Below are 5469 nucleotides of genomic sequence, written 5' to 3' on the forward strand. Positions count from 1 at the left end.
TCAAGAGTAGTACTCTTGAAATGAGAGTTCTACTCCACAGGAGACACACATGGCGAGCACCGCGACCCTCGGCCCGGCGCGGACGCTGCGCCCGGTCGAGCGGGTTCATCTCGCCCGCCTCGCGCCGGCCCGGGGTGATCGGGCGGGATCGCTGAGCGGCGGATCACCGGACCGTCGTGGTCAATACCAATCGGACCAGTCCCGGCCGTTTCAGGCCATGCCCGCCGTCGCGTCGGCAGAGGTGGATTGACGTCAGAGGAGGCCAGCAATGGCACCGTACCTGCCCCCGATCGACAAGCCGCGGGGCCCGATCATGAAGATGGTGTATGCCGTCAGCCGCCGCCAGTTCGGCAAGGTGATGACCCCGATCAAGGTGCTGCCCCCTCGCATGCCACTCGCGTTCGGGTCCTTCTACGGCAAGCTACCGAGACTGGACCGGAAACTCCGGCTTGCGTCGCAGACCGCGCTGCTCATCCGCGAGCAGGTGGCGAGTACCAACATGTGCATGTTCTGCATGGACGCGGCCAGGTGGTACGTCATGACCAAGACGCCCGACGACCTGGCGCGGCTGGACGCGCTGCCGGAGTACCAGACCAGCCCGCTGTTCACCGATGCCCAGCGCGCGGCCCTGGACTACGCAACCGAGCTCACCCGCGACAAGAAGGTCGAGCCCACCACGTTCGCCCGGCTCACCCGCCACTACACCGAGCGCGAGGTCTGCGACATCGTCTGGCTGGTGGCCAGCGAGCACCTGAACAACATGACCAACATCGGCCTGGGCATCGGATCAGACGGCTTCTGCGAGCTGGCCCAGCGGGCCGGGACGAAGGGCCGGGACCGCGCCCTGCCGGCCCCGCCGTCAGACGTGGCCCGCCACCGGACCGACGACGACGCTGCCGCCGGCACTGCCCGGGAGCAGCAGTCATGACCACGGCACCCACCACCGCCGCCCGAGGTCTTGGCCGGGCCAGTACCTACTGGGTCACCACCGCAGCCGTCGTCGCTGAATGCGCCATCGGCGGCACGATGGACCTGCTCCACATGCCGCCGTTCTACCCGGCGATGATCGACCTCGGGTATCCCGGCTACCTGGCCACCATCCTGGGAACCGCGAAGCTCATCGCCGGGGTGGTGGTGCTCGCGCCCCGCCTGCCACGGCTGAAGGAATGGGCCTACGCTGGCATCCTGATCAACATGATCGGTGCTGCCGCCTCAAACGTCGCCACGCGTCAATCGGCCACCGCTCTCATCCCACCTGCCATGGTCGCCGGGCTGGCGCTGCTGTCCTGGACGCTGCGCCCACCAACCCGACGGCTCTAGTACGGCATCCGTGTGCTCCTCGGATCGACTCGAGGTCGCCGATGTGGGGGCATCCGGACGCTCGGATACCCCCACAGCGCCGATCTGGAGTGGATCACCGCCGCTGGATGGGGTCTACCGGGCCCGGACCAGGAAGACCACTCAGGCCCGCTGCTCGCTCATGGCGTCTCTCCCCTCGCCGGCGCGGCCCCCCGCAGGACCAGCGCGCTGTTGAACCCGTCGAAGCCCCGCGCGCAGACCAGCGCGAGCCGACTGCGCGGCCGGCGATGCTCGCGCAGGAAGTCCAGCTCGCACCCGTCGGCCACCTCGTCCGGGGCGGCGGACGCGGGCAGCGTGTCGTGCGCGAACGCGAGCAGCGCGGTGGCCACGTCCAGCGCCGAGCCGCCCTGGTGTGCCCGGCCGGTCAACGGCTTCTGGGTGGTGACCGGGGGCGGCCGATCGGCGAACACGGCGCGCAACGCCTCGGCCTCGCTGCGGTCGTAGCGGAGCACACCGAGAGCGTCCGGCAGCACCACGTCGATCCCGGCCGCCGCGACACCCGCCCGGTCCAGGGCCAGCCGCATCGCGCGGGCGTACTGGCCCGGATCGCCGGCGCTGTCGGCCGTGGTGTGCGCGGCGTCGTGGGTGGCGCCCCAGCCGCTCACCTCGCCGTAGATCCGGGCGCCCCGCGACAGGGCGTGCCCCAGCTCCTCCACCACGAACACCGCGCCGCCCTCGGCCGGCAGGTAGCCGCTGGCCGCCGCGTCGAACGGCCGGTACGCCCGCTCCGGGTCGGCGACGTCGCTGAGCAGCCCGGAGCGCAGCTGGCAGGCCAGCGCGTACGGACTCAGTGGACACTCGGTCGCCCCGGCGATCACCACGGGCGTGCCCCGGCGTACGGCGCGGGCGGCGTGCGCGAGGCTGTCCAGCCCGCCGGCCGTCTCCGCGACCAGCACCCCGCTCGGCCCCTTGAACTGGTGGTGGATGGAGAGCTGCCCGACGCTGGCCGCGTAGAACCAGGCGATCGACTGGTACGCGCCGACGGTGCGCGACGTCCCGCCCCACAACCGCTGCAGCTCCCGCTGGCCGAACAGGTTGCCCCCGGACGAGCTGGCCAGGGCCACCGCGTAGCCGTACGGGTCGGGTGCCCGCTCGGGCAGGCCGGCGTCGGTAAGCGCCAGCCGGGTGGCGGCGAAGCCGAGGTGCGTCCACCGGTCGGTCTGCACCAGTTGCCGGCTGTCGGCGTAGGAGTCGGCAGTGAAGTCGGGGACCTCGCCGCCGAAGCGGGTCGGGTAGCCGGCCGGGTCGAACAGGGTGATCGGCCCGGTGCGCCGGGTGCCGGCCAGCACGGTGCGCCAGTGCGCGTCCACGCCGACGCCGCTCGGCGCGACCACCCCGATGCCGGTGACGACCGCCCGGGCGGCGCTCACGCCGCCACCGTCGGAGGCAGTCGACAGAACACCATCGCCGACTGGAAGCCGCCGAACCCGCTGCCCACCGACAGGGCCACGTTGACGGGCACCTCCCGCGCCTCGTTGGGTACGTAGTCCAGGTCGCACTCCGGGTCGCGGGTGCTCCAGTTGGCCGTCGGCGGCACGACGCCGAACTCGATCGCGAGGGCGCAGGCGGCCATCTCGATCGACCCGATCGCGCCGAGCGAGTGCCCCACCATCGACTTGATCGAGCTGATCGGCACCCGGTACGCGGCCTGGCCCAGCGCCCGCTTGAACGCGGCCGTCTCGTGCCGGTCGTTCTGCCGCGTCCCGGAGCCGTGGGCGCTGATGTAGGAGACCTGCTCGGGGATGATCCCGCCCTGCCGCAGCGCGTCGGTGACGGCGAGGCCCATCTCCAGCCCGTCCGGGCGCAGCCCGGTCATGTGGTAGCCGTTGCTGCGGCTGGCGTAGCCGGCGACCTCGCAGTAGATGTGGGCGCCCCGCCTGCGGGCGTGCCCCGCCTCCTCCAGCACCAGCACCGCCGCGCCCTCGGCCAGCACGAACCCGTGCCGGTCGGCGTCGAAGGGACGGGAGGCGTGCGCGGGGTCGTCGTTGTCGGGGCTGGTCGCCTTGATCGCGTCGAACGAGGCGACGGTCACCGGTGAGATCGGCGAGTCGGCCGCGCCGGCCAGCACGATGTCCGCCTCGCCGTCCACGATCAGCTGGTGGGCGTAGCCGATGGCGTCGATGCCCGACGTGCAGCCGGTGGAGACCACCTGCGCCGGGCCGTGCAGCCCGTGCCGGCAGGCCACGTCGGCGGCCAGGCTGCTGGGCACCAGCGCCTGGTAGAGGTACGGGCCGCCGAGCGCCGCGTCGACCAGCCAACGCCGGCCATGGTCGCTGACCCGCACGTACTCCTGTTCCAGGGCCATCGTGCCGCCCACGGCGGTGCCGAGCACCACCCCGGCGCGGTCCCGCTCGGCGTCGCTGAGCACCAGGCCGGCGTCGGCGATCGCCTCGGTGGAGCAGGCCAGCGCGAACTGCACGTACCGGTCGGCGCGGCTCCGTTCGGCGTCGGTGAGCCCCGCGGCGATCGGGTCGAAGTCGCACTCGGCGGCGATCTGGGAGCGGAACGGCGACGGGTCGAAGAAGCTGATCCGCCGGGTGGCCGTACGTCCCTCGGTGATGGTCTTCCAGAAGCGGTCCCGGCTGGCGCCGCCGGGAGCGACCACCCCGATGCCGGTCACCACCGTGCGACGCCCGCTCACGACCCGCCCCGTTGCTCGACCAGCTCCGTGTCGACGTGTCCCAGCTCCGGACGCGGGGCCAGCGGGCCCAGGTGGAAGACCACCTCGGCCGGCTCGGACCCGGTGTTGCGCAGCCGGTGCCGCACGTTGACCGGCACGAACAGCGCCTCCCCGGCCGCGACCTCGGTGGGCTGGTCGTCCAGGTCGACAGTGATCGCGCCACGCGCCACGTACAGGAACTCCTCGCTGTACGGGTGGTAGTGCTCGGCGATCCGCTCCCCCGGCGCGAGGGTGGCCACCCCGAGGAAGCCGGAGGTGCTGCCGACGGTGCGGGGCCCGAGCAGCACCCGCAGTTCGCCACCGCGCCGCCGGTCGGCCGGTACGTCCGCCGCGCCGATCGGCCGGGTGCCCAGGTCACTCATCGCCGGCCCCCGTCGACTCGCCGGCGGCAACCGGGCTGTCCTGCGCGGCGCCGGCCGCCGGGCTGTTCTGCTCCTCGCGCTGCCGGGCGATCCGCTCCACCCGGTCCTTGATCACCGCGAGTTGGATGACGCTGTTGGTGTTGATCCGCTCGGTCATCCCGGCGTTGTCGACCGGCGCGGTGGGCTTCATGGCGAAGTCCTGCGTCCAGGTCATCCGGGTGCCGCCGGCCTCCTCGGTGTAGCGCCAGTGGATCCGCATGTACTCGAACGGCCCGGTCTCCACCCGGTGCGCCCGCACCTGTCGGCTGACCGGGTCGGCGGTGCGTTCGCTGACCCAGCTCCACGCCACCCCGGACTCGTCGGGGTGCATGGTGAGCCGGAACCGCACGGTGTGCCCGTCGCGGTGCAGGATCTCCACCACGGCGTACTCGGTGAACAGCTCGGTCCAGTTCGCCACGTCGTTGGTGACGTCCCAGACCAGCGCGAGCGGCGCGTCGATGACCACCGAGTTCTCGGTGTGCCCGGGCGGGTCGGTGCGCCGGGCGACCAGGTCGGCCACCGCCGGGATGCTCAGCTGCCCGGCCTGCTCGGGGATGCTCACCTGCCACCGGTCGGCGACGACCGCGGAGAGTTCCAGCAGGGCGAGCGAGTCCATGCCCAGCTCTTCAAGTGACGCGGCGGGCGCCCGCGCGGCGGCGTCGGCGTCCAGTCCGCAGTGCGCCACCAGGATGTCGGTGATCTCGGCGGTCATCGGGCGACCATGGGTGACGGTCATCGGGTCCTCCGGTTGGATACGTCGGGCTCCGCGGCGGGCGCGGCGCGGGGTGTGGGGGTGGCCGTCGGCCGCTGCGCGGGCACCGGCGGCGAAGCAGCGAGCAGGCGGTCGACCAGGCCGGTGGTGTAGCGGCCCTTGCGGAACGCGGCGTCGTCGAGCACCCGCCGGACGAACCCGATGGTCGTGTGCATGCCCGGCCCGGCGATGTCGAACTCCTCCAGGGCACGCTCCAGCCGGTTGAGCGCCAGCTCCCGGTCGGGCGCCCAGACGATCACCTTGGCCAGCAGCGAGTC

At 72.5% G+C, this 5469-nt stretch carries 7 protein-coding genes and 1 pseudogene; 3 read left to right on the forward strand and 5 right to left on the reverse strand.

Annotation, left to right across the window (positions count from 1 at the left end; translation table 11 throughout):
- Positions 1–49 precede the first annotated feature (49 nt).
- The 3 genes from AB0J68_RS26035 to AB0J68_RS26045 are packed head-to-tail and all read left to right on the forward strand — an operon-like array spanning position 50 to position 1320.
- Positions 50–250, forward strand: a complete 201-nt coding sequence (locus tag AB0J68_RS26035; protein ID WP_355067782.1) for a hypothetical protein — start codon at positions 50–52, stop codon at positions 248–250.
- 18 nt (positions 251–268) lie between these two features.
- On the forward strand, positions 269–928 hold the full coding sequence (locus AB0J68_RS26040) for a hypothetical protein (protein ID WP_355067780.1): 660 nt from the start codon (positions 269–271) through the stop codon (positions 926–928).
- Positions 925–1320, forward strand: coding sequence for a DoxX family protein (locus tag AB0J68_RS26045; protein ID WP_363940843.1), 396 nt, complete (start codon positions 925–927; stop codon positions 1318–1320). The genes AB0J68_RS26040 and AB0J68_RS26045 overlap by 4 nt, the downstream gene beginning before the upstream one ends.
- A 158-nt stretch (positions 1321–1478) precedes the next feature.
- On the opposite strand, the gene AB0J68_RS26050 is transcribed toward AB0J68_RS26045, so the two are convergent.
- The 5 genes and pseudogenes from AB0J68_RS26050 to AB0J68_RS26070 form a co-directional block, all read right to left on the reverse strand.
- The gene (locus AB0J68_RS26050) at positions 1479–2729 is read right to left on the reverse strand and encodes a beta-ketoacyl synthase N-terminal-like domain-containing protein (protein ID WP_355067777.1); all 1251 of its coding nucleotides are present in this window, start codon (positions 2727–2729) and stop codon (positions 1479–1481) included.
- Positions 2726–4000 (reverse strand): beta-ketoacyl-[acyl-carrier-protein] synthase family protein, encoded by a 1275-nt coding sequence (locus AB0J68_RS26055; RefSeq protein WP_355137285.1) that lies wholly within the window; start codon positions 3998–4000, stop codon positions 2726–2728. The genes AB0J68_RS26050 and AB0J68_RS26055 overlap by 4 nt, the downstream gene beginning before the upstream one ends.
- Positions 3997–4401 carry a cupin domain-containing protein gene (locus tag AB0J68_RS26060; RefSeq protein WP_354862623.1) on the reverse strand — a complete coding sequence of 135 codons (405 nt, stop codon included), beginning with the start codon at positions 4399–4401 and terminating at the stop codon, positions 3997–3999. The genes AB0J68_RS26055 and AB0J68_RS26060 overlap by 4 nt, the downstream gene beginning before the upstream one ends.
- Positions 4394–5176 carry an SRPBCC family protein gene (locus AB0J68_RS26065; protein WP_355137287.1) on the reverse strand — a complete coding sequence of 261 codons (783 nt, stop codon included), beginning with the start codon at positions 5174–5176 and terminating at the stop codon, positions 4394–4396. Before AB0J68_RS26065 ends, AB0J68_RS26060 begins: the two co-directional genes overlap by 8 nt.
- Positions 5173–5469: pseudogene (locus AB0J68_RS26070) on the reverse strand (acetyl-CoA carboxylase biotin carboxylase subunit); the annotation flags it as partial. The pseudogene AB0J68_RS26070 and the gene AB0J68_RS26065, both read right to left, overlap by 4 nt.

Origin of the sequence: Micromonospora sp. NPDC049580 (assembly GCF_040675595.1) — a bacterium.
Taxonomy (GTDB): domain Bacteria; phylum Actinomycetota; class Actinomycetes; order Mycobacteriales; family Micromonosporaceae; genus Micromonospora.

Excerpts from the sequence above, each read along its gene's own strand:
- AB0J68_RS26040 (WP_355067780.1), top strand. The coding sequence starts at position 269 with ATGGCACCGTACCTGCCCCCGATCGACAAGCCGCGGGGCCCGATCATG.
- AB0J68_RS26035 (WP_355067782.1), top strand. The coding sequence starts at position 50 with ATGGCGAGCACCGCGACCCTCGGCCCGGCGCGGACGCTGCGCCCGGTC.
- AB0J68_RS26065 (WP_355137287.1), bottom strand. The coding sequence starts at position 5,176 with ATGACCGTCACCCATGGTCGCCCGATGACCGCCGAGATCACCGACATC.
- AB0J68_RS26060 (WP_354862623.1), bottom strand. The coding sequence starts at position 4,401 with ATGAGTGACCTGGGCACCCGGCCGATCGGCGCGGCGGACGTACCGGCC.
- AB0J68_RS26045 (WP_363940843.1), top strand. The coding sequence starts at position 925 with ATGACCACGGCACCCACCACCGCCGCCCGAGGTCTTGGCCGGGCCAGT.